The following is a 25,032-nucleotide window of genomic DNA, read 5'->3' as shown; positions in this document are numbered from 1 at the left end:
GTCGTGCCTGGTCAGACCGGGGTGCCTGCGCGCGCTGCGTCGACCACCGCTTGCGCCACGCGCGTGGTCACCTCGGGGTTGAAGACGCTCGGCACGATGTACGTCGGGTTGAGCTCGTCGGGGCTGACCACGGACGCCAGCGCGCGGGCGGCGGCCAGCAGCATGGTGTCGGTGATGGCGTGCGACTGCGCGTCGAGCAGGCCACGGAACACGCCGGGGAACGCGAGCACGTTGTTGATCTGGTTGGCGAAGTCGGAGCGTCCCGTCCCGACGACGGCGGCGTGCAGCGCGGCCTCGTCGGGGTCCACCTCGGGTCGCGGGTTGGCGAGTGCGAAGACGATCGAGTCGTCGGCCATCGTCGCGACGTCGTCGCCGGTGATGACGTCCGGCGCCGAGACGCCGATGAAGACATCGGCGCCCCGCAGCGCCTCACGCAACGTGCCCGTCGCACCGCGCGGGTTGGTCACCGACGCGGTCCAGGCGAGCTGCTCGGTGATCCCCGGGCGATCCGCGTGGACGACGCCGTCGACGTCCGCGACGACGACGTCCGTGACACCGGCTGCCAGCAGCAGCTTGAGCACGGCCGTCCCCGCCGCGCCGGCGCCGGACATCACGACGCGCACCGAGCGGATGTCCTTGCCGACCACGGTGAGCGCGTTGGTCAGGGCTGCGACCACGACGATGGCCGTGCCGTGCTGGTCGTCGTGGAACACCGGGATGTCGAGCCGCTCCCGCAGCCGCCGCTCCACCTCGAAGCAGCGCGGCGCGGAGATGTCCTCGAGGTTGATGCCCGCGAAGACGGGCGCGATCGCGCACACGGACTCCACGATCTGGTCGACGTCCGTCGTGTCGAGCGCGATGGGGAACGCGTCGATGTCCGCGAACCGCTTGAACAGCACGGCCTTGCCCTCCATGACCGGCAGCGCGGCCAGCGGCCCGATGTCGCCGAGGCCCAGCACCGCGGTGCCGTCGGTGACCACCGCGATGGTGTTGCGCTTGATGGTCAGGCGGCGCGCGTCCTCGGGGTGGGCGGCGATCGCCTCGCAGACCCTGGCGACGCCCGGCGTGTAGGCCATCGACAGGTCGTCGCGGTTGCGCAGCGGGACCTTGGACGTGATCTCCAGCTTGCCGCCCAGGTGCATGAGGAACGTGCGGTCGCTGACGCGGTCGACGACGACGCCCGTCAGTGCCTTCAGACCCTCGACGATGTCCGCCGCGTGCTGCTCGCCGCGCGTCGCGCACGTGACGTCGACCGTCATCTGCTCGTGGCCCGACGCCGTCACGTCGAGCGCCGTGACGATGCCCCCGGCCTGCTCGATCGCGGTGGTGAGCTCGCTGACCGCCGTCGGGCGGGCCTCGACCTGCAGGCGGGCGGTGATGGACGACGACACGCTCGGCGACGACATGCGGCCAGTCAACACCGGATCGGGGCGGACCTCGCGACCGGCGCGCGCCGCCGCACCGAGCGCGCCTCGAACGCACCGAGCGCGCCCGTTGCATCGGGTGCGCTCGGTGGATGTCGGGCGCGCTCGGCGGAGCGGCGAGCCTAGGGTGTCCCGCGTGGATGTCCTGGCGTCGTTGGGTGACCTGCCTGCGGTGGTCGAGGCCGGGGAACGGGCTCGTGCCGCGTGCGACGAGCTGCGGTGGCACGAGGCCTTCCGACGGCGGTGGCGCGAGGTGCGCGCCGAGTCCGGGGTGCGGTCCGCGTGCGCGAGCGCGGCGGTGGACGGGGCGCGCGTCCCGCTCGACGCCGTGCGGGCGATGGCGTTGACCTCGCCCGACGACGGGGCGACGGAGCTCGTCGCGCGGGGTGCCCTGCGGGCGGCGGCGCTCGTCGAGCGGCTGATGCCGGAGCTCGGCGGGAAGTCGTCGTCGGTGCTGCCGCCCCTGCCGCAGCTGGTCGCGCGGATCCACGCGGCGGCCGCCGCGGGGCTCGTCGTGCCGGACGACCTGGGACGGCTGCGCGGGACGCGTGCACCCCGCGACCTCACCGGTCTGGGTGCGGCACCCACAGGCGCGGAGCTCGCGGCGCGGCTGGAGCTGCTGGGGCGCGTGGTCGCGACGAGCGAGGCTCCGGCGCTCGTCGTCGCGGCCGTGGTCCACGGCGAGCTGCTGGCGCTGCGGCCGTTCGTCGCCGGCAACGGCGTCGTGGCCCGCGCGACCGCCCGGCTGCTGGTCACCGCGCGCGGGCTGGACGTGACGGGGTCCGTCATCGCAGAGGGCGCGTGGGCGCGGACCCCGAACGCCTACCTGGGAGCGGCCGCGGGCTTCGCGACCGGGACACCGAGCGGTGTCGGCGCGTGGGTCGTGGCCTGCGCGGACGCGGTCGTGGACGGCGCTGGTGCCGCGCGTGCGGTCGCCGAGGCGGTGCGCGCCGGGCGCCTCGACGCCTGACCCGGCCTGCTCGCAGGGCCCGGACACAACGATGGCGCCCGCAGGGGGAGCGCCATCGTCATCTGCCACCGGGGGTTATCAAGCGCGCTCTGTGTTGGTTCGCTCCGGGTCAAGCCCGGTCGACCTGCCCATAGGTGGGCTCTCCTGCTCGTGGGTTCCCTCGCGGCTCTGCAGTTGTGACTCCTTTGCTACGCCCCTTCGCGCAGGAAGGGAAGAGGACGGTGTGTCGATGCAGGTCGTCGCCACGGGGTGCTCGCATGGTGGGACGGGGGTCCCGAGATGCGGACTCCTCAGGCGCGCGATCGTCGTCGGCCGACGTACCAGCCCACCGCGATACCCGTGGCGACGAGCGCGAGCACGCCCAGCGCAGCCAGCGACGCGGGCTTGCGAGCGAACGCGAACAACGAGATGGGGCGCGTGAAGGCCAGCACGCCCCAGCCCTCCTGCTCCGCGAGGCGCCGCAGCGTCCGGTCGGGGTTGACCGCGAACGCGTGGCCGACGACGCCGAGCATGGGCGCGTCCGTGATCGAGTCGGAGTACGCGTAGCTGGCGGCCAGGTCGTAGCCCTCGCGCTGCGCCACCTCGCGCATCGCGACCGCCTTGTTCTCGCCGTAGGCGTAGAAGTCGATCTGGCCCGTGTACCGGCCGGCGGTGACGCCCATCCGGGTCGCGATCACGTGGTCGGCGCCCAGCACGGCGGCGATCGGCTCGACGATCTCGCTGCTGGAGGCGGACACGATCACCACGTCCCGGCCCTCCGCATGGTGGCGCTCGATGAGCGCGACCGCCTCCGCGTACACGGTCGGGTCGATCGCCTCGTGCAGGGTCTCGCCCACGACCGCCGAGACCTGGGCGACGTCCCAGCCTGTCACCATGCGTGAGAGCTGGACGCGCAGGCGCTCCGTCTGGTCCTCGTCCGCCGAGCCCATGAGGTAGACGAGCTGCGCGTATGCCGTGCGCAGCACCGACCTGCGGGTCAGGAGCCCCTGAGCCAGGAAGCCGCGCGAGAACGCCGTGGCCGACGACGTCGCGATGATCGTCTTGTCGAGGTCGAAGAACGCCGCCTGTCGGGCGGTGCTCGCGTCGGCGTCCATGCTGCTCCGGGTGTGGTCCGGGCTCCGGGCCCGGCGGCGGTGCGGTCGCAGCGAGCGTAGCCCGGAGCACCCACACGCGGGGCGTGGGCAGGTGACGGATCGGCGACGAACGCGCGTCGAGGCGACCACAGGCACGCCGAGCGAGCATCCCCGTCCACAGATCGATCGCGGTAGCCGCGGGTGCTGGTGCGGGACGGGCACGCTGCGTGGGCAGGGTCGGGCGGAGCCGGCTCGCCGGTGGTCGTGAGCGGTCGGAGGTGGCGGATGGGTGTGTGGCCGGTGCGTGAGGAGCGTGCGGTCCGCGTGTCCGAGCGGGAGCTGGTACCCGCGCCGACGTCGGGCCACCGGGACGACCTGCGCCCGGCTTCGGCGTGGACCGACGATGCGCACCCGTCGCGCGTCGGCGCCGCGCGCGGTGCCGTGGTCGTGGGTGTCGTCGGCGCGGTCGGCGGAGTCGGGACCTCGACGTTCGCGGCGGTGCTCGCGGCCCGGATCGCCCGCCGGACGGCCACGGTGCTCGTCGACCTCGACCCGGTGTCCGCCGGCGTGGACCTCCTGCTCGGCCTCGAGCAGGTCTCGGGCGCGCGCTGGCCCGACCTCGCAGGTGCGCGCGGTGCCGTCGACGGCCGGCAGCTGCTGGACCTGCTGCCCCGGTGGGGGCGCTGTGCCGTGCTCGGGCCCGCGGTCGGTGCGGGTGCGGGTGCGCCGCAGGTGGCGGTGGTCGACGACGTGCTGGCGGCGCTGGTGCGCGAGTGCGGTGCGGTCGTCGTGGACCTGGGGCGCGCCGGGGACGTGGCGTGCGACGTCGTCCTGCTCGTCGCGCCGCGGACCCTCGCCGGCGTGACGGGTGCGCTCCGCGCGCGTCCGGACTCGCGGGCGGCGCTCGTGGTGCGGGCGCGAGGAGGGCTGGGGACCGCCGAGGTGGCGCGGACGCTCGCGCTGCCCGTCGCCGCCGTCCTGCGCGACGACCGCCGGCTCGCCCGTGGCGTCGAGCACGGTGGGCTCCGGGCCGACGGCCGGGTGGGGCGTGCCGCGCGCACCGTGGCGGCGGCGCTCGAGCGTGGTGCGCCATGGTGAGCGAGGAGCTGCTCGCCGACGTCCGGGCCGCTCTCTCGCGGCAGGGTGAGCGCGGACCCGACGTCGTGGTCCGCGCGGTCGAGGAGGCGGCCCGTGCCCGAGGACAGGTGCTGGGCTCCGCGGCGCTCGCGGAGACGGTCCGCGCAGTGCGGGACGCCGTGCTGGGGGCGGGACCGCTGCAGCGGCTGCTCGACGACCGCTCGGTCACGGACGTGCTGGTCAACGGGCCGCACGACGTCTGGGTGGACCGAGCGGGGGTCATGAGTCGCACGTCGGTGGACCTGGGGACGGACGACGACGTCCGCGCCCTGGCCGTGCGCCTCGCGGCAGCAGGCGGCGCCCGGCTCGACGACGCCGCGCCTGCGGTGGACGCGCAGCTGCCCGACGGCACGCGGCTGCACGCCGTGCTCCCGCCGATCGCGGCGGGCGGGACGCTCATCAGCCTGCGTGCCGTGCGCGGCCGGGCCTTCAGCCTGGACGAGCTGGTGGCGGCACGGACCGTGGCACCGACCCTGCTCCCGGTACTGCGTGACCTCGTCTCGACCCGGACGAACCTGCTGATCACCGGCGCGACGGGCGCAGGAAAGACCACCCTGCTGGCGGCGATGCTCGCCACGGTGCCGGCGGACGAGCGGATCGTGCTGATCGAGGAGGCGGCCGAGCTCACCAGCGGCCACCCCCACCTGGTCCGGCTCGTGGCGCGTCGCCCCAACGTCGACGGGGCCGGCCGCGTCGACCTCGCCGACCTGGTGCGGCACGCGATGCGGATGCGCCCCGACCGGATCGTGCTCGGGGAGTGTCGCGGGCCCGAGGTCAGCGACGTGATGACCGCACTGAACACGGGCCACGACGGCGGCTGCGCCACGCTGCACGCCAACGCGGCGGTCGACGTCCCGGCGCGGTTGGAAGCGCTCGGCTCCCTGGCCGGGCTGTCGCGCGCGGCGGTGCAGGCGCAGGCCGCCACCGCGTTCGAGGTGGTGCTGCACGTACGACGCTCGGGAGCGCTGCGCTACCTGGCCGAGGTCGGCGTGGTGCGAGGTGGTCCCGGGCTGGAGGTGGTGCAGGCGATCACCGCCGACGCGGGCGGGGCCACGGTCTTCGGGACCGGCTGGCCGGCGCTCGCCGACCGACTGGGACTGCGCCGAGCCGGTCGGGGTGTCGCGTGATCGTCGTGGGAGTCGCGTGCGCGGCGGCGGTCGCGGTGCTGGCGCCGACGGGCCGGCGACCCGCGGCGACCAGGGACCCGGACCGCGACGCGGAGCCTCGATCCCGTACCGGAGCCGACCTTCCGGGCGTGCTCCTGGAGGTCGCTGCCCAGCTCACGGCCGGGGCGAGACCCGCCGACGCCTGGTCACGTGCCCTCCCGCGAGGTCTGGCCGACCCCGCCGGCACGCCCACGGCCGCGGACCTCATGGCGGTGGGCGCCGGACGCGGCGATGCGGATCCGGGCCGGTGCGCGTCGGTCGTCGTCGCGTGCGTCGCCGCCGACCGGCTCGGTGCACCCCTCGCCGAGGTGCTGCACCGGTTGGCGGCCGCGCTCGCGGCCGACCAGGAGGCCGCCGCGGAGGTGCGCGCGGCGGTCGCCGGGCCACGGGCCACCGCGCGGGTGCTCGCGTGGCTTCCCGTCCTCGGGCTGCTGGTCGGCATGGTGCTGGGTGCACGGCCGATCGCGGTCCTGCTCGGCGGGGGCCTCGGGACGACGACCGCACTGCTGGGCGCGGGCCTGCTGCTCGGTGGACGTCTCTGGAGCCGTGCACTCCTGAGGCGTGCCGGAGGTGGGTCGTGATCGGGCCGCGTGCCCGGCGGGGTGGGTGGCCACGGTGGGCCCGGTGCTCATCATGACCGCGGTGCTCTGCGCGGTCGCGATGCTGGTGGCGCTCTCGCCGTGGTGGTGGGCTGCGGGGCGCTCGGAGGCCGGCGGGCACCGTCGACGTGGCGCTCGTCGACTCGGCGCGACCGGCCAAGGTGGATCGGGTGGATCAGGTGGGGCGGCCCGGTCACGGTGGTGGGCAGGCCGGTCCGCGGGCAGGCGCGCCGTCGTCGTGGATCCCGTCCTGCTGCTGGACGTCGTCGACGCTGCACTGGTGGCGGGCGCGCCCGTCCCCCGCGCGCTGGACGTGGTGGGTGACGCGATGGGCGGGGAGGTGGGTGCTGCGCTGCGTCGGGCCGGCGCGGCGCTGCTGCTGGGGGCCTCGTGGGCGTCGGCCTGGGCGCGATCGCCCGACGGTGCGCGTCCCCTCGCGGACGCGCTCGAGTCGGCGTGGCATTCCGGGGTCGCGCCGGGCCTCGTCCTGCGCGCGCGTGCGGACCAGCTCCGGCGTGAGCGTCGGACCAGGACCCGCGAGGCCGCCGCACGCCTCGGTGTCCATCTGGTCCTTCCGCTGGGGCTGTGCTTCCTGCCGGCGTTCGTGCTGCTGGGCCTGGTCCCGCTGGTCCTCAGCCTCGCCGCCGGGCTGCTCGGCGGGAGCTAGCGGTGGGCGAGCGGCAGCAGTTCAGGCGAGGAGCAGCGGTTAAACGATTCGCCGCTCGCCAGGTCTGGCATGGGAAGCGGTTCGACGAGGAGGGTGCGCCGATAACGGTATCGACATCGATACCGAGGTCGGCTTGTCCAGGGGCCGCAGTGTTGCGGGGGTTCGGGGCCGGCGCACGTCCACACGGCACGAAGGAGTGCACGCATGTCCATCATCGATCGTCCGTCGACGACCGGGCGCAGACGACGCCCGTCGTCGGTTCCCTTCCCGCTGCGTCGCGTCACCGCACTGCTGACCGCCGTTGCGACGCTCGTCGTCGGCGGTATCGCCATGGCGATGCCCGCGGCCGCGGTGACGTCCAACGGCACCGGTAACGACGGCGGCTACTACTACTCGTTCTGGACCGACAGCCCCGGCACGGTCTCGATGAACCTCAACGGCGGCGGCGCCTACTCGACGCAGTGGAGCAACACGGGCAACTTCGTCGCGGGCAAGGGCTGGGCCACCGGTGGTCGGCGCACGGTCACGTACTCGGGCCAGTTCAACCCGAGCGGGAACGCCTACCTGTCCCTGTACGGGTGGACCACGGGCCCGCTCGTCGAGTACTACATCGTCGACAACTGGGGCACCTACCGTCCCACCGGCACCTTCAAGGGCACGGTGACCACCGACGGTGGGACGTACGACATCTACGAGACCACCCGCACCAACGCACCGTCGATCGAGGGCAACAGCTCGACGTTCAAGCAGTTCTGGAGCGTGCGGCAGTCCAAGCGGACCGGCGGCACCATCACCACCGGCAACCACTTCGACGCGTGGGCGCGCTACGGGATGAACCTCGGTACGCACAACTACATGATCATGGCGACCGAGGGCTACCAGAGCTCGGGGAGCTCGAGCATCACCGTGGGCGAGTCGACCTCGACCGGCGGCGGCAGCACGGGCGGCGGGTCGACCGGTGGCGGCACGTCGAGCGGCTGCACGGTCACCGCGACGCGCGGCGACGAGTGGTCCGACCGGTTCAACGTCACCTACGCGGTGTCGGGCTCGTCGGCGTGGACCGTCAACCTGGCCCTGAACGGAAACCAGAGCGTGCAGAACAGCTGGAACGCGACGGTGTCGGGCAGCGGCTCGACGCGCACGGTCACGCCCAACGGGTCCGGCAACACGTTCGGCGTGACGTTCTACAAGAACGGCACGACGACGACGCCGTCCGCCACGTGCTCGACGTCGGGCAGCAGCACGGGTGGGACCGGTGGTGGCACGACAGGGGGTGGCACCACCGGCGGCACGACGGGCACCGGCTGGGCCGGGAGCTGCTCGGCCGGCTACGTCGGCCTGACGTTCGACGACGGCCCGACGGCCGGCAACACGACCAGCCTCATCAACGCCCTGAAGTCCGCCGGCGCGACGGCCACCGTGTTCCCGACCGGTCAGAACGCGCAGGCGCAGCCCGCGCTGCTGAACGCCTACGCGGCCGCGGGGCTGACCATCGGCAACCACAGCTGGGACCACCCGCACCTGACGACCATGAGCCAGTCCGACATCCAGTCGCAGCTCTCGCGGACCCAGCAGGTCATCCAGCAGACGACCGGCACGGCGCCGCGTCTGTTCCGCCCGCCGTACGGCGAGACGAACAGCACGCTGAAGTCGGTCGAGTCCTCGCTCGGCCTGCGCGAGATCATCTGGGACGTCGACTCGCAGGACTGGAACAACGCGAGTGCGACGGCGATCCGGCAGGCTGCGAGCCAGCTGCGGGCGGGCCAGATCATCCTGATGCACGACTGGCCGGCCGCGACGCTGCAGGCCCTGCCGGGCATCTTCACGGACCTCAAGGGGCGCAACCTGTGCCCGGGCACCATCTCGCCCGACACGGGCCGCGCGGTCGCCCCGTCCGGCACGGGCACGGGCGGCGGGACCGGAGGGGGGACCGGCGGCACCACCGGCTCCTGCACCGTCAGCGTCGCGCGCGGTGACGAGTGGTCGGACCGGTTCAACGTCACGTTCACGGTCAGCGGCTCGAGCAGCTGGGTCGTCACCGTGCGGCCGAGCGGCAGCCAGACGGTGCAGAGCAGCTGGAACGCGGCGGTCTCGAGCAGCAACGGCACCGTGACGGCGCGTCCCAACGGGTCGGGGAGCTCGTTCGGGATCACGTTCTACAAGAACGGGACGACGACGACACCGACGGCCACCTGCGCGGTGGCCTGACCGGCGGCGTGGGGGTCGGGCACACGACGCCGGGCCCCCACGCCTCGTCGCGCGTCCCGGTGGCCGGACCGCCCATGGCAGCATCGGCGCCCAGCAACGAGGATCGAGCGCGTGACCATCACGCAGACCTGGGCCGGGACGTACACGTTCACCGCACCTCGACTCGTGGACGCGACCTCGGTCGACGAGGTGCGCGACCTGGTCGCAGCGGGCGGCCGGGTCAGGGCGCTCGGCACGCGGCACTCGTTCAACGACCTGGCTGACACCGCCGGCACGTTGGTCACGGTGACGGGCGTCCCGGCCGACCCCGTGCTCGACGAGAGCGCGCGGACCGTCACCGTCGGCGCCGGGACTCGTTACGGCGTGCTCGCCACCTGGCTCGAGGAGCGCGGCTGGGCCCTGCACAACCTCGGGTCGCTGCCGCACATCTCGATCGGCGGGGCGGTCGCCACGGGCACGCACGGGTCGGGGATCGGGAACGGCGTCCTGTCGACGGCCGTCGCCGCCCTGACCTACGTCGACGCCGGCGGCGAGCTCGTCACGATCCGCCGCGGCGAGCCCGACTTCGCCGGTGTCGTCGTCGGGCTGGGCGCCTATGGCGTCGTCGTCCGCGTGACCCTGGACGTCCAGCCCTCCTACCGCGTGCGGCAGGACGTGTTCCACGGCCTGCCGTGGGACGCGCTGCTCGACGACCTGGACGGCGTGCTGGGCGCCGCGTACAGCGTGAGCGTCTTCACGACGTGGGACGAACCGACGCTGGACCAGACCTGGCGCAAGACGCGGCTGGACGGATCGGACGACGTACCGGACACGTGGTTCGGCGTCGCGCGCGACCCGAGCTCGGAGGGCTTCCTGGTCGCGGGCAGCGAGGAGAACCTGACGCCGCAGGGTGGTGTGCCGGGGCCGTGGTCGCAGCGGCTGCCGCATTTCCGCCTCGACTCGACACCCAGCAACGGCGACGAGATCCAGACCGAGTACTTCGTCGAACGTCGCCGGGCCGCCGACGCGATCCGCGCCGTGCGCACTCTCGCGCCGCGCATCGCGCCCGTCCTGCTCATCACCGAGCTGCGGGCCGCGGCCGCCGACGACCTGTGGCTCAGCCCCGCGTACGAGCGCGACGTCGTCGCACTCCACTTCACCTGGAGGAACCGGGCCGACGACGTGCGCGCGCTGCTGCCCGCGATCGAGGCGGCGCTCGCGCCGTTCGACGCACGCCCGCACTGGGGCAAGTTCCACGGGATGTCCGCCGACGCCGTCGCACGCGTGACGCCGCGGCTGGCCGACGCCCGTGCGCTGTTCGAGCGGCTGGACCCGCGTGGCGTGTTCACGAGCGCGCACCTGGAGCGGCTGGGTCTGCGGGACCCGCGGTGATGCCTGCCCCCGACGACCCGTGCCCGTGCGGCGGCGGCGCGTTCGGCACGTGCTGCGGCCCGGCGCTCGACGGGTCGCGCCCGGCACCGACCGCCGAGGCGCTCATGCGCTCGCGGTACACGGCGTTCGCGGTCGGGGACGTCGCGTACCTGCTGCGTTCATGGCACCGCTCGACGAGGCCGCCGACGCTCGAGCTCGATGACGACCTGGTCTGGCGCCGGCTCGTCGTGCTGGGCGTCGAGGCGGGCGGGCCGTGGGACGACGAGGGTGTCGTCGAGTTCGTCGCGCAGTACACGTCCGGGCTCGCGCGCGGGCGGTTGCACGAGCGCAGCCGGTTCGTCCGCGACGACGGCTGGCAGTACGTGGACGGCATCGCGCCCGTGCAGTGACGCGAGGGGCCGACGCGGGGGACCCACGCGGGCGCGTGACACAGCCGGCCACGTGCCGTCGCTCCTCGCGGCGTCGGTTGCGAGGTGCTCGACGCGACCACAGCCACAGCTGCGCGCACGGCCGTCCACCGATCCGGGCAGGTAGCGCCCGCGACCGTGGCGGCGCGGCGCACTGTGGTCGCGCGGCCCCGATCGGCGGGCGTCGCGCGAACCGAGGAGGCGTGATGACCCTGCAGCCGAACCTTCCCTCTGACGACCCGGACGAGCCGGACGACCGGTGCGACGAGCCCGACGAGCTCCATGCCCGGCGTCGGTGGCGGGCGGTCCGGCCTCGTCCGGAACGGCCGCGCCTGCGCTACGCCCGGCACCTGCGCGGTGAGCTCGCGGAGGCCGGGATGGCGACGGCCGAGTACGCCATCGCGACCCTCGCTGCAGTTAACGCGCCTAAGGTCGAGCTATGCCTGTCCTACACAGCACTGTCCAGCCACGGCTCGTGAGCTACGTACGGCAGTCGGTTGGCGGGGACCAGGGGATTCGGCGCCGGCACTCGCGACAGATGTACCAGAGCTGGCGGGCAAGGAATAGCGCTCCCGTAGGCACGTGGCGACGAGGTCGTGCGTAGTTCGGTGCTTTGCCGCTTGCGATCCGCGACAGCGCACGCCCGGGCTGGCTATCTTCGGCTCATGCACGACGCACCTCACCCTCGGGTCCTGTTCGATGAGATGCCGGACGAGCTCTTCGCGAAGCTCGCCCCCTATGGGGCCACCGTCGGCCGGCTGGGCGTCGACGTGCCTGTGCTCCATCCCTCGGACTGGGACCTGTTCGTTAGCTTCGACCTCCAGCCCTCGACGCCCGATGACGTGCACGTCCTGTCGTTCGGCGGTGACGACTTCTGGGACCTAGGAACGGACGGGTGGGGCACCACGTTCTCGCCGCGCCTCCTGGAGGAGTCGCACGCCAGGTCCATCACAGCCGGACCGGATCCCCGCTTTCGCGCCCTTGTCGAGCGCTCGATCGTAGAGACGGCACCCGCGCCGCCCCGCCGAGTGTTCAGCGCCGCGAGAGAGGCCTACATGACGCCGCTCGCCACGGTCGGGGCAGAGCACGGCGTGGTGAGCTTCATTTGCACCCGCCGCGGAATGACCGACGGGATCTGGACCTGGGTCCTTCCCGACTACACCACCCACGAAGACCAGTGGCTAGCGCTCATGCTCAACGAGCTGCGAGTGCACGACCCGAGCCGATTTCCCTCCGAGCCGGACTGGGCCACGGGGCCGGTCTGGGGTGCACCGCAAGTCCGAGAGGCGGCTAGAGAGCTGGCCAACATCGCTGCGGAGCGCGCGCAGGTGATCGCAGCGCTCGACGAGCGCGCATCGATCACCGCGGCGAAGCTGGAGCAGGCAGCCGCTACGGCCGCTGACGGTCCACAACGTCTGCTCACTGCGGACGGCGCGGCGCTCGAGGCGGCGGTTCAGGACGCCCTGGGAGACCTCGGCTTCGGTGTGCGCGCGATGGACGACCACCACGACGCCGTGACAGGAGCCAAGCTCGAAGACCTGCGCGTCACCGACCTCGACGGGGCCTGGACCTGCCTGGTGGAGATCAAGGGCTACAGCAAGGGTGCGAGGCTTGGTGACATCTCCAAGATCGTCGGGCGTCCCTCGACGTTCTACGCCGCCGAGGCCGGTCGGCCGGCCGACAGTGTCTGGCACATCGTCAATGCCTGGCGCACCGCAGACCCGTCAACACGCGAGGTAGCGCTGGCCAACGATGCGGAGCTGGCCCCCCTCGTCGAGGCCGGCGGGGCGCTTATCGACACCCGCGACTTGTTCAGGGCTTGGCGCGACGTCATCGAGAACGAAGCCCGCGCTGACGACGTCCGTGCCTCACTGCGCACAACGTCGGGCCGGTGGGTGTGGCCCTCGACGCAGGGCGCTGCAGCCGAGTCAATCCCAGGCGAGCGCGGGTGACGGATTCGACTCCCGTGCCGAGTTCGACGGCAATGACGCCGGTTCGTGTGCGCGACGCCCCAGGCGTGGGATGGACGTTGGCCCGCGCGTTCACCGACACCCACTTCGAGGCGATCTTGACGACGCCGCTGTGGATCCTCATCGCCCTCGTCGAGCCCGGCGCCCGGCACGTGCAGCGCCGGGCCGTCGTCGTCGTCCGGCGAGCGGGGCCCGCAGTGCTCGGGCAGTTCCGACGGTTGATCGTCCTGGGCGCGAGCTACGTGGCCATGATCGTGGCCATCGACGTCGTATCTGGTCTCTCCGGCCACCGGTTGAGCGGCACCTGGGTCGTCCTCGCCTCGTTCGCGCTCTTCGTCCCCGGCGCGGTGGTCATCGCCCGGCGACCGGGTGCCGGGGCGCAGCTGAGGCGCCGCGAGACGCACGGCGCGCAGTACGTCATCGACTTGCTGGCTGCGCGCGGCGGCCGTCAGTCTGCGCTGATCGCGGCTGCCCATTACGCGGCCGGCGTGATCCCGCCAGAGGCGAGCGTGGCGACTCGCGCAGCGTCTACCTCGCTGCTCGTGGCATACCGCCGCTATGGCTGCTTCAAGCCCGTCGATCCCAGCGATCCTCTGCTGCTGGTGCGGTCAGCGGGCTTCGATTCGTAGACGTTGCTGTACAGCTTCGCACTCATGGCGATCGGTCCGCCCGCACATTTCGAGCGAGGCGGACGAGGCGTTGACATCTCTTGGCACCCGGTGGCGACACTATGGCTCCAGCAACCTGAAGCGAGTGAGCCGTGCGAACGCAGCGCGTCAACGCATACGCGAACGAGGCCGGTACCAAAGGAGCACCGACGACCAAGCGACCGCACCGCTGGTGTAGTCCCCTCCTCATGCCCGGGTGGCGCTTCGCTCACCCGGCAGGAGGACACCGTGGGCGAGGATGCTGAACAGGCGTTGGCCGAGCGCGTCGCAGAGACCGCTGACGCCTGGCTGCGCGACCCGCGCGACGTCGGTATGTACCACCGCCTGGTCGCAGCCGGTGCAGGCAGAGTTCACTCCTCCGTATGACACCCTCGGCAACCCGGCGGTGCCCTGGAGCCGATCCCGGCGCACGGGCGGCGGCCGCGCTTTCGTGTGCCTGAGGAGCTGTCCGCGTCGCTGGCTCGGCGCCATCCGCGACCTGTCGATCTGACGCGACTTGGTCCGACTTGTTCGTCTCCAGGGGTGTCCTGCTGTGCTGCGTCGGGGCCCGCTAGGTGGCGAGAAGCGACACCGTGGTGGCGCGGCGTTGGTCCATGGCCCGGTATCCCTCGGCGATGTCTGCGAGCGGCAGGGTCAGGTCGAAGACCTTGCCCGGGTTGATCTTTCGATCCCCGATGAGGGATCAGGTCGGGCGAGCGGGTCGAGGGACGCCGAGAGTATGCACCCACCTACGCCAGCACCGGCGGGATCCGTGCAAATAATCGGAGTGGCGGCGTACGAAAGGTCCAACTCATAGACCGTGTCATTTTCGGCCGTGGCGGGCGCGAATTACAATCAACGCGGTGACCGCTACCACCGCCAGCGCGATTAGCCAGGCCGGTGATGAATCCATGAGTACCTCCGCATTCACTTGCCGCGAGATCGCTGCGCGGCCGCGGCGATGAAGCAGCCCACCGCGTTTCCCGCGAGCACCCACCCCACGATGGAGAGTGGAATGCCGCTTCGGGTCCGTGCATCCGCGGGGATCACGGACAGAATGACGAGCGCAACGACAAGGCTGACTGAGCCGATCACGGCGTACTTCGTTGACTGCCTCATCGCACGCACGTTGCTCCCTCCACTAGTACGCAGCCCCCGCGGCCGCACCTGCCCCCTCGCATACTAGAGCGCTCGCGAAGCCGGGACCGCCGGTGCTGAAGCCCAGTAGTGCTGCGCCTGTGTAACAAAGACCGGTCACCGTGATACTGGCGAACAAGGAACCTGCGGCATCTGTGATCTCACCATTGCTGTCAGCGTTGACGAGATCCTGCATGCCAGCGAGCGTGTCGAAATCTCCAATCAGCTTGACGATCTCTGTCCCGACCGTCCACCAGCCTCGTCCTTGAGGGTCCACGTAGTTGACCGGGTTGTTGGCAGCGTAGGCGTAACGGTTAGCGTTGGAGGGATCTAGAGGGGTGTCAAGGGTGTCTTGCTGCGTCCAGCGCCCTTCACTTGCGTTGTAGTAGCGGGCGCCGTTGAGGGTCCAGCCGGTGGTGCGGTCGTTGAGGCCGCCGGTGAACAGGAACGGGGTCTGAGGGGGCCCGTTGCCGCCGCCGTCTTCGACGAGGTCGGCCACCCCGAAGGGGTCGAAGTTGTAGACGAACGCGGTGGTGTTGTTGGAGGTGATCAGGCCGAGCGGGGAACCGACTGCGTCGTAGATGTAGAGGCATTCGACGCCGGCGGAGCTACGGAGCATGACGGGGGTACCGTAGTTGTCGTTCTCAAGGTAGGCGGTGGCTGAGCCGCGGCGGATCTGCTCGATGACGGGCTTGCCGACTTCGCTCTGGCGGCCATAGGTGTACCCGTAGGTGATGGAGCCGGGCGTGGTCTGCGAGATGAGCTCGTTGTTGCTGGTGCCGGCGTACGTGTAGTTGTACGTGGTGCCCGAGCGGGTGACGGAGGAGACCTGGTCGCCGGCCGTGTAGGCGACGGTGCCGGCGTTGGGGTCGGTGGTCTGGTTGCCGGCCCCGTCGTAGGCGAACCCGCTGCTGGTGGTCTGGTTAGCTGCGTTGAAGGTGCGCGTCTGGGTCGTGGTCGACCCGCCGCTGATGGCCTTGGTTGCGGTGGTGCGGTTGCCGCGCGAGTCGTACCCGTAGGTGTAGTTCACCGCGGCGATCGCGTTGCCGTCGCGGTCGGTACCGGCACTGACGTTGGCGCCGGTGAGTCGGGAGGCGTCGTCGTAGGTGTAGTTCGTGACCTGCCCGGTGACGTTGTCCTTGGACCACTGGATGAAGGATCGGTCGTTCGTCGTCGACGACCCGCACGTCGGGGCGGTCGAGGATGCCTGGTAGCAGTACGTGACGTCGACGACGCGCACGGGTGCGCTGGATCCGCGTTCACCCCAGACGCGCGCGACGCGCCCGGAGCTGGTGTAGTCGGTGTGCGAGTGGGCGATCCAGGTGGTGTGGGTGACGTTGGCGTTCATCCACGTGTCAGTGCGTCGACCCTTGTCATCGACGGCGAATAGCGTGCGCGCGGTGCTGCCACCGAACTTGTAGACCATCGAGGTCAGGGCACCGGCGGTGTCGTAGCCGTAGGTGGTGGTGCCGCGAGTGTCGGTCACCGAGGCGATGCGGGAGGCCTTGTCGTACCCGTAGGTGAGCGTGACGTTGTCGGCGGTGTTAACCCGTGAGGTGAGCCGGCCCATCGCGTCATACCCGAACGTTGTGGTCCCAGCTGCGTCGACGCGCGTGGCCAGGCGTCCAGCGGTGTCGTAGGTGAACGACACGTCGGGGTTGGGCGTGGTGCCGGAGTAGTCGATGCCGGTAGCGCGGTCGTTCTTGTCGTACGTGTAGGTGGTGGTGATGCCGCGACCGTTGGTGGAGGTGGCCAGCCGTCCGTTGCCGTCGTAGGTCATGGCCTTCGAGCCGAGCCCGGCGCCGGTGACCGGGGTGATCGACGTCAGCTGCTTGGTGGTGTTGTACCCGTAACTGGTCTTGTTGGTCCCGTTCCCCGGTGCGGTCGCGGTGGCCACCGTGCCGTCGCTGTTGAACGTCAGACTGGCTGTCGCAGCCAGGGCGTCCTGAGAGGACAGCGCATTGCCGGAGCCGTTGTAGGTGTAGGTGGTGGACTTGCCGGCGTCGTTCGTCGTCGAGGACGGCAGGTACTTGCCCACCGCGTCGGTGTACCCGTAGGCCAAGTCGGACTCAGCCCCGGACTGCGAGGCGACGTTGGTCAGGGACTCACCGCCGTTCGCCCCGTAGGTGTACGTGGTGGTCTGCGACGAACTGCCGGACCCCAGGGTCTGCGTGGCCGGGTCGACGTTCGCCGTGAACGTCGACGACCGTTCGCGATTCTGCGCGTCGACTGCCTTCGACACGCGCCCGGACTGGTCGGAGGTCAGCGTGTAGGTGGTGTGCGGCCCTGAGGTTGGGGAGCCGGTCTGCTCTTGGGCACCATCGGAGACCAGGGTCTGGGTGTCGGAGGTGTAGGCCAGGCGGGTCCAGGAGTCACCCGGTGATCCAGCCGAGGCGTTGACCTGCTGTACGGACGTCACTCGGTTGCGGGAGTCGTAGGTGAACCGCGTCTCCACACCGCCGGGCGCCACGATCTTGGTCAGCTGGTGGCCGGTGTAGGTGAAGGCCGTCGTACGCGTCAGCGCGTCCATGATGCCGGTCAGGTCACCGGCGCCGAACCCGAGCTGCACGCTGCGGGCACTGGAGCCTGACCCCTGGGTGAGGGTGATGACACGGTTGGAGTACCAGGTCACCGACACGTCCAGGCCGCTGCCACCGCGGGTGGCGCTGATCTTGGTCAAGTGGTCGGTGCTGTACGGGTCGTACGACAGGGTGTTGGTGTTGCCGTTGCGGTCCTCGATCTTCTTCAGTTTGCCGCTCGAGTCGAACGTGAGCTTCTGCTGCGAGCTGTGGTCGGTTAGCGTCCAGCCACCTCCGCTGACCGTGGCCAGGTCCGCGGTCATCCCCGGCGGCGGCGTGAACGACCCACCCGAGGCAGGAAGGAACGTCCCAGAGACACCGGATCCTGCCCAGTAGATGACAGAGCCGTCTGAGGCCGACTGCAGCCGCGCCGCAACGCTGAGCGTCCACCCGTACCCGGTCGGGCTGGAGGTCGACGCCTGCGGGACGCTGGCACCCACCGACAGGGAGTTGTAGACCAGGGAGATCGGAAGGTCGCCCTGAACGCCGCCGACGCTCAGGCCCGTACCGCTCACGGTCAGGTTGCCTGTGCCGACGTCGACCTTCGCCTGTACCCGGTTCCCGACCGTGAACGGAATGGCCGTCTGGTTCTTGCGCGGCCCGGCACCGACCATCGGGTTCACCGTGCTCGATGTCAGCGACGTCAGCGCCGAACACGTCCCCGAGTCGCACCCCTTGACCTGCCACTCGACAACCGCGCCCGCGGGCAACGCCGGCAAGGTAGCCCGGGCGACCTGACCCGAGGTCACGCTGACGTCCGTGCCGTCGATCAGGTTCCACGTGGAGGACCCGGCGCGGCGGGCGTAGAACCGCCCCGCCACGGCCCCGCCGTCGGGGTCGGTGATTGTGGCCGCCAAGACCGGCTTGTTCGACACTGACCGCTCGAACGTCAATCCTGTTGGCGTCGCCGGCGCAGCCGCGGCCGCCGTCGACCCCGCCGCGATCAACGCGGCAGCACTGACTCCAGCAACAAAACCCCAACGACCGCGCATGCCAGCCCCCTGCGTCGCGGTGCTCGCCCGTCATCGACCGAGTCGCCGCAACAATCAGTACAGGTCGGACATACGAGACGTCGAGGGAGCGCTCTCCCTCTTCACCCGAACGAGTGACGTACCGTGCCAATAGCGCCCGAGGTCGGTCACCGCGGGCAACTCGAACGCCCTGCGGCGACTTCCCTGAACACGGAACGAAGCGCACCAGCCCGCGCCGGAGCCCAGGACGGCCCGGCTTCCTAGGCCTAGACCGCCCCCGCGAACGTGAGGACGATTGTTTGGCACAGCGCGGGCGCTGTCTGAACCGCCCTGGGGTGCTTGGAGGCTCTTGACCCTGGAAACGAGGATGGAGCCATGCCGAAGGATCTGTCGCAGGGCAAGCCGGCCACGCGTCGGTACTTGTAGAAGGAGAAGGATGCAGCGGTCCGGATGGTCCGCACGCTGCGGGCCGAGCTGGGCACCGAGCGCGGCACCGTTCATCGGGTCGCGAGTCAGCTCGGCTAGGGCACGGAGTCGGTGCGGCTGTGGGTCCGCCAAGCCGACATCGACGACGGCCACGCACCCGGCGTGACCACGTCGGACAACGCCCGTGTTCGTGGGCGCCCCACGCCGAGTACTTCTCCCGGCCACCGGCACGAGCCACCTCCCGACTGATCGTCGACACCGCACGGCCGAGCTGTCGACCGGGCCGCAACGTGGGCCCTAGAAGCCGTCAGTGGAACTACCGCGTTCGACGTCAGCACCAAAGGCGTCCCTCTCATCGTCGGCGGAGACGGTCTCGCCAGTCTGAGCAATGCTTTGGAGCCAGTACTTCGCCCCAGCCGTCTCGTCGCGCGAGGCGAACTCCACCTCCGCCCTAATGGTTGCCGCAACGAAGCTCTCGTCGCCGACACTGAAGCCGTTTGCTTGCTGGACGGCCTCTTCCGTCATCCTGCCCTTGTACCGCACGCCGGTGGCAAGGTCGACGATCTCGAACCGGCGGAGCCGTATAACGAGGCCCATCAGAACGCCTCGCGTGACCTCGATCATCTCGATTTCGGGCTGTTCGTCGTCGAGCGCCTGGATGGCCAACTTTACCTGCGACGAACTTGCCACGGCCTTCCGCGTCGATTCGGCGCCCGGCTTCGCTGTGGTCACGGCGAGGCCGCTGTTCACCGGCGCAATTGACTCGAGGAGATCACGGAACCTATTGCGGGCTCGCTGTGAATGTTGATGCATCGTCGAAATGAAGCTCGACGAGTCGTCCGACCCCACAGAGTCGACGAGGTCGGAGAGGCCGTCCACGATTTGCCCTGAGGTCTCAACCGGCTCCAGCATCGCTGCGCGCATTTCTACGCCCATTACGATCACGAACGACGCGGCTTGAAGGTCAAGCACAGCCGGGTAGAGGTCGCGAATTACGTCACTACCGGGTGCCACTTCGCGCGCTAGCGCGTCGAAAACTCCATGCGTGGCGATCTGAAGATGTCCAGAGTTTCGCGCTGGGAAGGCCGTGACATTAAGCCCCGGCGCTTCAACTTCTAAGGCAAACAGCGTCTGATGCTGGGCTGCAGATAGTGCGAGGAGATTGCGCTCCTGAAACTCATCGACCGTGTTCGTTGCGATGTCGAGACGCGCATGCGCCGCCGGAAGCCAATGGTCGGGAATCAAAATCGCAGGACGCGCTCGTGAAAATCGGTGAGGAACGCCCGAGTCGTCCAGTTCCGGCAGCCACTCGAAGGTGTAGAGGTGCGTGTCTGACGCCTCGAGGAACGCGTCCCGGAACGTCACGACTCCAGCGCGTACCGCGTTGAACCGCTGCCTGTCGACGGCCACCGCGACGGCGACGATCGCGCCCGATTCCTCTACTTCGTCCACGGCGTTGACGAAGTAGAGGATCGGCAGAAATGAGCTCGACAGTGCGAAGGTCTTCGGTCCGTCGTACTCGACGTACGTCTCGAACATGTCGAACGGGCCGCCCGGCAGATCGTCGATGTACAGCATTTCAGTACCGGGCCGCTTCGACGACCAGCGCCAAGGGCACGAGGTCGTGGGGGTCGGTCCACCAGTCGTGGTGAGAGCGCCAAGCGCGGGAGGGCGTGTGCTGCACACGGCCGCTCTGTGGCGTCACGCGGACTTCTGCGACCGACTTCTTCGCCATCCACGGACTCATGTCCCGAGCCCGCGTGAGTTCGGCCATGTCGCCGATTACCGAAAGGCCATGCGCTTCCGGCAGGTCTGACCGCCCGAGTAGTGGGGAGCCCGGGGTCTCGTAGGGCCTCAGCCAGGAGTTTGGACCGGTCGCGGCACCCACCGCCAGGCGCTTCTCGGCCAGCCGGTAGAACGACCGGTCCACTTCGATCGCCTCCTCGGGCGGGCAGCCAGGCGGGAACGGAGCGGTCACGCCGTACACGGTAGTGGACGCCATGGACACGCGGAGCCGAGATGCCGGCTGATCTTCGAGTGTGTCTTGGCCGCGCCGCGATGATCTGTCCGGCGTCCGGCGCACTGCCGGAGCTCGAGGCCAAGCACCTTGCGAGCAGGGCGCCCATCGCGGGGTCAGGGCAGACCGAGCCGCTTCGCGACGTCACCAAAGAGGTTCTTCTTGGCGGTGCTGCGGACGAAGAGCTTTCGGTCCTCGACGCGCGTGAAGCCCATCGAGGCCCAGGTTTGCTCCGTCGATGCCACGGCTTCGGGCGTTGCCTCCTCCTCCTCCGTCTCGTCGAGGTAGGGGTGAGCTTTCAACGCAACCAGACACAGGCCGGCGGGGTCGGCGACGAGGGATATCGCTTGCTCGATGAGGATGCGTCCAATGCCTCCCTGTCCACGCCAGCCGTCGGCGATCCGCGCACGATCGATGATGACGAGGCTGTCCGCGGCATCGGCGTCGTCGTTTGCACCCACGTCGTATCGGACGTACCCGGTCCGACTATCGATCAGAGGCCTGAAGGTCGCAGATTCAGTGTCTCGCGCGTCGAGGGCAGCCCAAGAGTCGCGAACCTGAGCCAGCTGCATTGTCATGCCCCTCATCGCGAAGACCGTAAGCCGAGGCCATTCCTGGTCTTCGTCGCGGATTTCGCCGAAGCCAAGGGTCAGGCTGGCCCTAGAGCGTCAGCTCGTCGTCGCCGAAGACGTCGATGTCTACTTCTCCGGATACAGACCACTACAGCGCGCCGCGTGACGCGTCGGGTTCGCCATCCTCAAACGGGTGCGTGCGCGTCGTGGCGGTCATCTCCAGGTACCGCAGCTTGTAGATGAACTGATCCCGTGTCGGCCTCGGCGTAAGCGCGTTCATCGCAGCAGTCTGTGGCACGTCACACCGACGAGGCCGGGATGTACGGCCTGGGGTAAGCGGAGCGGTACATCTGGGCGAGTGGACCGAGCGCGGGCCAGCGCCGTAGTGGGTGACCGCGCTCGGCGAACTCCCGCGTGCCCAGCTGGCTGGAACACTAGGGCGGTGCCGACACCATGGACGAGGATCCACGCAGCCCTGGCTGCTGCGCGCGGACCCCTGACGTACGAACTCGTCGATCAGGCCGTCACGGCTCAGGTCCCGGAGGCCGACGATCTCGATTACAAGGCTGCGCAGCGGACCGACGAGCCGGCCAAGGCCGAGCTCGCCAAGGACCTTGCGGCGATGGCGAACGCCGGCGGCGGGCTGCTCCTGGTCGGCGTCGCGGAAGCGGGGACGGGTGCCGCACTGACGATCTCCCATGCCGACGTCGAGCTGACCCCTCAGCTGGAGCAGCAGGTGCACGCGATCAACGCCGTTCGCGTGCAGCCGATCATCGAGAGCATCGAGGTCCAGCGGCTGGAGAACCCGTCCAACCTCGGGCACGGTGTGCTAGCAATCTACGTGCCGGCGAGCCCTGACGCGCCGCACTTCGTGCTGCGGCAGGACGGGGCACTGGCCGCTCCGCGCCGCAACGGCCCGCACACCGTGTGGCTGCGTGAGCGCGAGATCGAGCGGGCCTACGCCGACCGGTTTGCGCGCCGCCTCAACGAAGAGGCGCGCCTGCAGCAGGTGCGGCTCGACGTCGATGCTCGTCTGCACGGAACCGACCCTTGGTTCCTCGGTGTGGCGATCCCGCGCAACCCGCGGCCGACTCTCCTGCCAAGCCCTACAGCCGAGCAGGTCATCGAGACCGTGACCCGGAGTGTCAGTCTCGACCACACCTCGGTCTGGCAGGACACCCCGACCGGAAGCGCGAAGGGGGAGAACCTCCAGCGGCTCTACGGGCCGGCCGCCAAGCAGATGGAGGACTACTTCATCAACCCGAGGAGAGGGCTTCGGCGCTGGATCATCCGCAAGTCGAATGGAGCGGTGGACGATGCGTACGCCGAGCTCCATCACGACGGGGCGGTGGTCTTCGCCTTCCCGCTGCCGTCTGATCCCAAACTGCGCGCGACGGAAGGTTCGACGTCCTTCGTGCGCGTGTCGTTCATCGAGCGCGGGGCCACGGCGCTGGTGGCTCTCGCCGCGGCGTGGGCGGAGTCGCTGGCGATCAGCGGGCCGATCGCGGTCCAGGCGACGGCGCTGCCTCGGAAGGACATCCCGACGTCCGCGATGAAGGCGATAGCCCCCGAGACCGCTGGGCCCTGGACCCTCTCGGAGACTGTGGTTCCCACGACGATCGCGCTGGAAAGTCTCGAGGTCGTGACGTCGGACCTGCTCGATCCGCTCGACCGTGAGGACCGACGAGCGACGGCGGTGCAGATCGCCGAGGACGTCCTGCATCAGTTCGGGGTACGGAACCTCGAGATCCTGCGCGAGCACAACGGCTGAACCGCCCGGTTCTAAGCCGGGGCCGTGTGCCGACGCTGACCACGGCATCACTCCCAGCCCGCCAAGGTGATCCGCTCATCCTCGAAGTCGGCCACCAGCTCGAGCCTGCCACCCAGGGCCTCGACGTACGCGGCCAGCGTCCCGACCTCGATCGAGGGCAGCGCCGACCGCTCGATGGCAGATACGTGCGACTGAGCGACACCCATCTTCGAGGCGACGGCCTGTTGAGTGACGTGCAGCGACCTCCGGAGTCCGCCCAGCCTGTAGGTGCGCTCCTCGCCGTTGCCGCTAGTCACTGCTCGCCTCGGCCATCGTCGTCGTTACGGTCAGCAGCGCCCGCTACGCGAGCCTTCTGCTCCGCGAGCGTCTCACCAGGTTCGGCGTCATCCGGCACGACCTGGGTCGCACCGAGGTGACTGCCGATCGTGTGACGCCAAACATCTTCCGCGCTGTCTGCCACGGTGGTGCCGTGCTGGAGGGCGCCGTTGTCGTTAGTCCGTTCGACTGAGATGCCAAACTGTGCCTTTGGTTGCGATGCGCACTCGGTCGTGCGTCGCGAGGACCGACTGGATGCCCGGCTCAAGAGGGCCGGTGTACGTCCACGCAGGCAATTCGGCGCGAAGGAGGTCGTGGTCGGTGGGCGTGAAGCCCTCCGGCGCGGCCATCGGCTCAAGGGCCTGCCACTCCAGCTCGTCAACGCCTCGCTCGTCGCGCAGCCACGCTGCGGCCTTCTCGTCGTACTTGCGGATCGCGGACGCGCGGGTCACACCCATGGCCGCGGCGATCTCGTCCCAGGACACCCCAGCACCCCTTGCCGCGGGCACGGCGTACTCGCGCACCGTCTCCGCATAGATTTCGAGCCACGCTGCCGCCTCGACGGCGTCGAGCAGTTCCGTCGCGGGTAGGAGAAGGATGCTGCCACCTCCCAGGAGGGCAGCAGCCACGCCGGGTGCTTCGCTGAAGATCGCCGGGATGCCCGGATCGTCCAGCGCGATTGTCTCGCGGTGCCATGTTGGAAGTGCCATGGGGTTCCTCCAGGTGGATCGATCGACGCGAATACGCCATCAGCCGTTCACGGTTGCCGCGGTGGGTTTCGCCGGGCTGCTGGTGGTGATCCTCAAAGGCAACGAGGTGCGCGGGCTGCTGCTCGGCATCGTGAAGCAGGCGCTCTCCCTGTGAGCCGGAGCCGCGGCGTCGACCGTGAGCGCGGTTCGGTGACGGCCGAGCTCGCGGTCGGGCTGCCCGCCGTGGTGCTGGTGCTGGTCCTGGTGCTCGGGGTCGCGGCGGCGGGCATGACGCAGATGCGGTGCGCCGACGGGGCGCGGGCGGCCGCTCGTGCCGCGGCGCTGGGTGCGGACGCCCCCGCGGACGACGCCCGCCGGGTGGCGGGCGGCGACGCTCGCGCCGTCGTCGCGCGCGACGGGCCGTGGGTGACCGTGACCGTGTCCGCCGACGTGGCCGGCGTCCCCGGCGGACGGCTGCGCGCGAGCGCGACGGCCGTCGCACGGGTCGAGCCATGAACGTCGGCACCGGCTCACGGCATGGCGTCACCGGCCGTGGCCTCGCGTGCCTCGGGGATCGCGGGTCGGGGACGGTGCTGCTGCTCGGTGTCGTCGCCGTGCTGGTGGTCGTGGCCGGTGCGCTCGGTCTGCTGGCGGTGGCGCAGGGGGCTCGCGGTCGGGCGCAGGCCGCCGCCGACCTCGGTGCGCTGGCGGGGGCGTCCGCGTGGCGGTTCGGCACGGGCGACCCGTGCGACGTGGCGGGCCAGGCGGTACGGCGCAACGGCGCCCGGCTCGGCGGCTGCGAGACGCAGGCGGACGGGATCGTCGCGGTCGTCGCCGTGGTCGGCGCACCGTCCGGCGACGCCACCGCCCGAGCGCGCGCCGGACCCCGGCCGTGACACGGAGCAGGACCCGGCAG

Annotated in this window: 24 protein-coding genes and 2 pseudogenes; 16 read left to right on the top strand and 10 right to left on the bottom strand. The window is 70.5% G+C overall.

What is annotated here, in order from left to right:
• Positions 1-11 precede the first annotated feature (11 nt).
• On the bottom strand, positions 12-1,406 hold the full coding sequence (locus tag IC607_RS00970) for an NAD-dependent malic enzyme (RefSeq protein WP_191785128.1): 1,395 nt from the start codon (positions 1,404-1,406) through the stop codon (positions 12-14).
• Positions 1,407-1,560: 154 nt separating this feature from the next.
• On the opposite strand from IC607_RS00970, the gene IC607_RS00965 reads away from it, so the two are divergent.
• A complete protein-coding gene (locus IC607_RS00965; protein WP_370525935.1) occupies positions 1,561-2,394 on the top strand; it encodes a Fic family protein in 834 nt (277 codons plus the stop codon).
• A gap of 290 nt (positions 2,395-2,684) precedes the next feature.
• Here IC607_RS00965 and IC607_RS00960 read toward each other — a convergent pair whose 3' ends face one another.
• Positions 2,685-3,488 carry an HAD family phosphatase gene (locus IC607_RS00960; RefSeq protein WP_191785127.1) on the bottom strand — a complete coding sequence of 268 codons (804 nt, stop codon included), beginning with the start codon at positions 3,486-3,488 and terminating at the stop codon, positions 2,685-2,687.
• 264 nt (positions 3,489-3,752) lie between these two features.
• Between IC607_RS00960 and IC607_RS00955 the strand changes: the two genes are divergently transcribed.
• The 10 genes from IC607_RS00955 (at position 3,753) to IC607_RS00910 (ending at position 13,621) form a co-directional block, all read left to right on the top strand.
• On the top strand, positions 3,753-4,565 hold the full coding sequence (locus IC607_RS00955; RefSeq protein WP_191785126.1) for a pilus assembly protein FlpE: 813 nt from the start codon (positions 3,753-3,755) through the stop codon (positions 4,563-4,565).
• Positions 4,559-5,731, top strand: coding sequence for a TadA family conjugal transfer-associated ATPase (locus IC607_RS00950; protein WP_191785125.1), 1,173 nt, complete (start codon positions 4,559-4,561; stop codon positions 5,729-5,731). Before IC607_RS00955 ends, IC607_RS00950 begins: the two co-directional genes overlap by 7 nt.
• On the top strand, positions 5,728-6,351 hold the full coding sequence (locus IC607_RS00945; RefSeq protein WP_191785124.1) for a type II secretion system F family protein: 624 nt from the start codon (positions 5,728-5,730) through the stop codon (positions 6,349-6,351). Before IC607_RS00950 ends, IC607_RS00945 begins: the two co-directional genes overlap by 4 nt.
• Positions 6,352-6,403: 52 nt before the next feature.
• On the top strand, positions 6,404-7,036 hold the full coding sequence (locus IC607_RS00940; protein ID WP_225224372.1) for a type II secretion system F family protein: 633 nt from the start codon (positions 6,404-6,406) through the stop codon (positions 7,034-7,036).
• 204 nt (positions 7,037-7,240) lie between these two features.
• The gene (locus tag IC607_RS17705) at positions 7,241-9,244 is read left to right on the top strand and encodes a glycoside hydrolase family 11 protein (protein ID WP_191785123.1); all 2,004 of its coding nucleotides are present in this window, start codon (positions 7,241-7,243) and stop codon (positions 9,242-9,244) included.
• Positions 9,245-9,355: 111 nt separating this feature from the next.
• On the top strand, positions 9,356-10,615 hold the full coding sequence (locus tag IC607_RS00930; RefSeq protein WP_191785122.1) for an FAD-binding protein: 1,260 nt from the start codon (positions 9,356-9,358) through the stop codon (positions 10,613-10,615).
• Positions 10,615-11,004 carry a YchJ family protein gene (locus tag IC607_RS00925; RefSeq protein ID WP_191785121.1) on the top strand — a complete coding sequence of 130 codons (390 nt, stop codon included), beginning with the start codon at positions 10,615-10,617 and terminating at the stop codon, positions 11,002-11,004. Before IC607_RS00930 ends, IC607_RS00925 begins: the two co-directional genes overlap by 1 nt.
• A gap of 224 nt (positions 11,005-11,228) precedes the next feature.
• Entirely contained in the window at positions 11,229-11,501 is a 273-nt protein-coding gene (locus IC607_RS00920; RefSeq protein WP_191785120.1) for a DUF4244 domain-containing protein, read from the top strand.
• Between the two features lie 186 nt (positions 11,502-11,687).
• Positions 11,688-12,974, top strand: a complete 1,287-nt coding sequence (locus IC607_RS00915) for a hypothetical protein (RefSeq protein WP_191785119.1) — start codon at positions 11,688-11,690, stop codon at positions 12,972-12,974.
• Between the two features lie 77 nt (positions 12,975-13,051).
• The gene (locus IC607_RS00910) at positions 13,052-13,621 is read left to right on the top strand and encodes a hypothetical protein (RefSeq protein ID WP_191785118.1); all 570 of its coding nucleotides are present in this window, start codon (positions 13,052-13,054) and stop codon (positions 13,619-13,621) included.
• Positions 13,622-14,210: 589 nt separating this feature from the next.
• On the opposite strand, the pseudogene IC607_RS17210 reads toward IC607_RS00910, so the two are convergent.
• From IC607_RS17210 to IC607_RS00900, 3 genes and pseudogenes are all read right to left on the bottom strand, one after another.
• Positions 14,211-14,339, bottom strand: a pseudogene (locus tag IC607_RS17210) (IMP dehydrogenase); the annotation flags it as partial.
• A 227-nt stretch (positions 14,340-14,566) separates the two neighbouring features.
• Positions 14,567-14,734 (bottom strand): hypothetical protein, encoded by a 168-nt coding sequence (locus IC607_RS00905; protein WP_191785117.1) that lies wholly within the window; start codon positions 14,732-14,734, stop codon positions 14,567-14,569.
• Positions 14,735-14,780: 46 nt separating this feature from the next.
• A complete protein-coding gene (locus IC607_RS00900) occupies positions 14,781-18,212 on the bottom strand; it encodes an RHS repeat-associated core domain-containing protein (RefSeq protein WP_191785116.1) in 3,432 nt (1,143 codons plus the stop codon).
• A 489-nt stretch (positions 18,213-18,701) separates the two neighbouring features.
• On the opposite strand from IC607_RS00900, the pseudogene IC607_RS00895 reads away from it, so the two are divergent.
• Positions 18,702-18,944, top strand: a pseudogene (locus tag IC607_RS00895) (IS3 family transposase); the annotation flags it as partial.
• A gap of 105 nt (positions 18,945-19,049) precedes the next feature.
• On the opposite strand, the gene IC607_RS00890 reads toward IC607_RS00895, so the two are convergent.
• From IC607_RS00890 to IC607_RS00880, 3 genes are all read right to left on the bottom strand, one after another.
• A complete protein-coding gene (locus IC607_RS00890) occupies positions 19,050-20,330 on the bottom strand; it encodes a hypothetical protein (RefSeq protein ID WP_191785115.1) in 1,281 nt (426 codons plus the stop codon).
• A 1-nt stretch (position 20,331) separates the two neighbouring features.
• Positions 20,332-20,730, bottom strand: coding sequence for a hypothetical protein (locus IC607_RS00885; RefSeq protein ID WP_191785114.1), 399 nt, complete (start codon positions 20,728-20,730; stop codon positions 20,332-20,334).
• Positions 20,731-20,885: 155 nt separating this feature from the next.
• Positions 20,886-21,356, bottom strand: a complete 471-nt coding sequence (locus tag IC607_RS00880) for a hypothetical protein (protein ID WP_191785113.1) — start codon at positions 21,354-21,356, stop codon at positions 20,886-20,888.
• A gap of 178 nt (positions 21,357-21,534) precedes the next feature.
• On the opposite strand from IC607_RS00880, the gene IC607_RS00875 reads away from it, so the two are divergent.
• A complete protein-coding gene (locus tag IC607_RS00875) occupies positions 21,535-23,112 on the top strand; it encodes an ATP-binding protein (protein ID WP_191785112.1) in 1,578 nt (525 codons plus the stop codon).
• A gap of 47 nt (positions 23,113-23,159) precedes the next feature.
• On the opposite strand, the gene IC607_RS00870 is transcribed toward IC607_RS00875, so the two are convergent.
• Both IC607_RS00870 and IC607_RS00865 read right to left on the bottom strand, forming a co-directional pair.
• Positions 23,160-23,408, bottom strand: coding sequence for a helix-turn-helix domain-containing protein (locus tag IC607_RS00870; protein ID WP_191785111.1), 249 nt, complete (start codon positions 23,406-23,408; stop codon positions 23,160-23,162).
• A 195-nt stretch (positions 23,409-23,603) separates the two neighbouring features.
• Positions 23,604-24,137, bottom strand: a complete 534-nt coding sequence (locus tag IC607_RS00865) for a hypothetical protein (RefSeq protein WP_191785920.1) — start codon at positions 24,135-24,137, stop codon at positions 23,604-23,606.
• Here IC607_RS00865 and IC607_RS17205 point away from each other — a divergent pair.
• The 3 genes from IC607_RS17205 to IC607_RS00850 are packed head-to-tail and all read left to right on the top strand — an operon-like array spanning position 24,136 to position 25,012.
• The gene (locus tag IC607_RS17205; RefSeq protein ID WP_225224279.1) at positions 24,136-24,291 is read left to right on the top strand and encodes a DUF4244 domain-containing protein; all 156 of its coding nucleotides are present in this window, start codon (positions 24,136-24,138) and stop codon (positions 24,289-24,291) included. The two genes, IC607_RS00865 and IC607_RS17205, sit on opposite strands and share 2 nt — an antisense overlap.
• Positions 24,288-24,632: a TadE family type IV pilus minor pilin gene (locus tag IC607_RS00855; RefSeq protein ID WP_191785109.1), complete on the top strand. Its 345-nt coding sequence runs from the start codon at positions 24,288-24,290 to the stop codon at positions 24,630-24,632. The genes IC607_RS17205 and IC607_RS00855 overlap by 4 nt, the downstream gene beginning before the upstream one ends.
• A complete protein-coding gene (locus IC607_RS00850; protein WP_191785108.1) occupies positions 24,629-25,012 on the top strand; it encodes an Rv3654c family TadE-like protein in 384 nt (127 codons plus the stop codon). The genes IC607_RS00855 and IC607_RS00850 overlap by 4 nt, the downstream gene beginning before the upstream one ends.
• The last annotated feature ends 20 nt before the right edge of the window (positions 25,013-25,032 follow it).

The sequence above is a fragment of the Cellulomonas sp. JH27-2 genome (assembly GCF_014837175.1).
Taxonomy (GTDB): Bacteria; Actinomycetota; Actinomycetes; order Actinomycetales; family Cellulomonadaceae; genus Cellulomonas.
The sequence above is the reverse complement of the archived record's forward strand: the minus strand, read 5'-3'. Positions and strand labels throughout refer to the sequence as shown.

Coding starts and splice junctions, on each gene's coding strand:
- IC607_RS00970 (WP_191785128.1), bottom strand. CDS start 1,406: ATGTCGTCGCCGAGCGTGTCGTCGTCCATCACCGCCCGCCTGCAGGTC.
- IC607_RS00960 (WP_191785127.1), bottom strand. CDS start 3,488: ATGGACGCCGACGCGAGCACCGCCCGACAGGCGGCGTTCTTCGACCTC.
- IC607_RS00955 (WP_191785126.1), top strand. CDS start 3,753: ATGGGTGTGTGGCCGGTGCGTGAGGAGCGTGCGGTCCGCGTGTCCGAG.
- IC607_RS00950 (WP_191785125.1), top strand. CDS start 4,559: ATGGTGAGCGAGGAGCTGCTCGCCGACGTCCGGGCCGCTCTCTCGCGG.
- IC607_RS00940 (WP_225224372.1), top strand. CDS start 6,404: ATGACCGCGGTGCTCTGCGCGGTCGCGATGCTGGTGGCGCTCTCGCCG.
- IC607_RS17705 (WP_191785123.1), top strand. CDS start 7,241: ATGTCCATCATCGATCGTCCGTCGACGACCGGGCGCAGACGACGCCCG.
- IC607_RS00925 (WP_191785121.1), top strand. CDS start 10,615: ATGCCTGCCCCCGACGACCCGTGCCCGTGCGGCGGCGGCGCGTTCGGC.
- IC607_RS00920 (WP_191785120.1), top strand. CDS start 11,229: ATGACCCTGCAGCCGAACCTTCCCTCTGACGACCCGGACGAGCCGGAC.
- IC607_RS00915 (WP_191785119.1), top strand. CDS start 11,688: ATGCACGACGCACCTCACCCTCGGGTCCTGTTCGATGAGATGCCGGAC.
- IC607_RS00890 (WP_191785115.1), bottom strand. CDS start 20,330: ATGCTGTACATCGACGATCTGCCGGGCGGCCCGTTCGACATGTTCGAG.
- IC607_RS00880 (WP_191785113.1), bottom strand. CDS start 21,356: ATGAGGGGCATGACAATGCAGCTGGCTCAGGTTCGCGACTCTTGGGCT.
- IC607_RS17205 (WP_225224279.1), top strand. CDS start 24,136: ATGGGGTTCCTCCAGGTGGATCGATCGACGCGAATACGCCATCAGCCG.
- IC607_RS00865 (WP_191785920.1), bottom strand. CDS start 24,137: ATGGCACTTCCAACATGGCACCGCGAGACAATCGCGCTGGACGATCCG.
- IC607_RS00850 (WP_191785108.1), top strand. CDS start 24,629: ATGAACGTCGGCACCGGCTCACGGCATGGCGTCACCGGCCGTGGCCTC.